This is a genomic window from Herbaspirillum sp. B65 (assembly GCF_000333555.1).
Classification (GTDB): Bacteria; Pseudomonadota; Gammaproteobacteria; order Burkholderiales; family Burkholderiaceae_D; genus Herbaspirillum; species Herbaspirillum rubrisubalbicans.
Window position 1 is genome coordinate 1 of record NZ_BADI01000391.1, and the last position, 1,761, is coordinate 1,761.

1 protein-coding gene is annotated in these 1,761 nt (G+C 62.3%); it reads left to right on the top strand.

All coding sequences use genetic code 11. From position 1 onward, the window contains the following. Positions 1 to 141 precede the first annotated feature (141 nt). Positions 142 to 1,761, top strand: a 1,620-nt coding sequence (locus tag I5W_RS09550; RefSeq protein ID WP_252716968.1) for a methyl-accepting chemotaxis protein, incomplete at its 3' end; no start/stop codon positions are given.

The window sequence follows — 1,761 nt, forward strand, 5'->3', positions numbered from 1 at the left end:
GGCGCCATGAAAATGCGTTGCTCCTCGTGCGTCTCGGCTTCAGGTCCGGCTTTTGTCCCCGGTATGCGGGGCAGCGTCTTTCCTGGGTCGATGCACTAGCGTATGGTGCGACCCTTCATTTTCATCGGTGGATTTTCAATCATGACCATTACCAAGCGCCTCATTCTCACTCTCTCGACAGCCTTGCTGGCGCTGCTGTTCGTCGGTGCCGACGGCCTGTGGCAGCTGCAACGTGCGCAGCAGCGGCTGGAACTGATCCAGAACCGCATCATCCCCGGCATGGACAGCCTGAACCAGCTCAATAGCTACCTGGCCGATTCGCGTCTGGCCGCTTATCGTCTCTCGGTCTTTGCCAACCTGGCCGACAAGAGCGAATTGCAAAAGGCGGTCGATGCCGCCAACAAGTCGCTCGATGAAGAGTTCGCCCACTATGAACGCGATCTCATCTTCGATGACCAGGATCGGGCCCTGATCCAGGCCGACCGGGCCAATATCGAAGTCTACCGCAAGGCCTTGGTGCCGTTCTTCGCCGCCGCCTATGCCAACGACATGAACGGTGTGCGCGCCACTTTGCAGCCGGGTACACCGTTGGCAGTCTCGGCGGCCGCCACCAAGAAGGGTTTTGAAGATCACATCCGGATCGGTCGCAAGAAGATCGACGCCATCAAGCAGGAAAGCGATGAAGCCCATGCCTTCGCCCTGCGTACCATGATCGCCGTGATCGTGGTGGCGGTGCTGCTCACGGGCGTGCTGGGCATCCAGATGCTGCGCATCGTGATCCATAGCCTGGGCCGCATCCAGCAGACCTTCGAACACGTCAGCCAGACCCTGGACCTGTCGCGCCCGGTGNCCGTGGAGCGCATGGATGAGATCGGCCACACTGCCGCTGCTTTCAACAAGCTGCTGGCGCGCATCGTCGAGGTGGTCTCCACCACCCGTAGCTCCACCGATTCGGTCACCGTGGCAGCCCGCCAGATCGCTGCCGGTAATGCCGACCTGTCGGCACGCACCGAGCAGCAGGCCGCAGCGTTGGAAGAGAGTGCCTCCAGCCTGGAGCAACTGACTTCGGTGGTGCTGCAAAACACCGAGAATGCGCGCCAGGCCAACGAACTGGCGCAATCGGCTTCGCACATCGCTTCCCAAGGCGGCGACGTGGTGCGTCAGGTGGTCGATACCATGAATTCCATCAATCATTCCTCGCGCAAGATCGTCGATATCATCGCCGTCATCGATGGCATCGCGTTCCAGACCAATATTCTGGCCTTGAATGCAGCAGTGGAAGCCGCCCGTGCCGGCGAGCAGGGCCGTGGCTTTGCCGTGGTGGCCTCGGAAGTGCGTTCGCTGGCGCAGCGCTCGGCGGCCGCTGCCAAGGAAATCAAGGAATTGATCGATGATTCGGTGGACAAGGTCGGTAGCGGCAGCAAGCTGGTCGAGCAGGCCGGCAGCACCATGAGCGAAATCGTCGACAGCGTGCAGCGCGTGACCCAGATCGTGGCCAACATCGCCGACGCCAGCGTGGAACAGAGTGCCGGCATTTCCCAGGTCAACCAGGCCATCTCGCAGATGGACCAGGGCACCCAGCAGAATGCCGCGCTGGTGGAAGAAGCTGCCGCTGCGGCCCAGGCCCTGCAAGGTCAGGCCGAAAAGCTGGAGAGCGTGGTGGCGGTATTCCAGTTGGGTGGCCGCACCGCCTTGCCCGTGCGCAGCGTGGACGTCACGCCAGCGACGAACCGCTTGCCGGACGCCGCCGCCCCCGCGCCA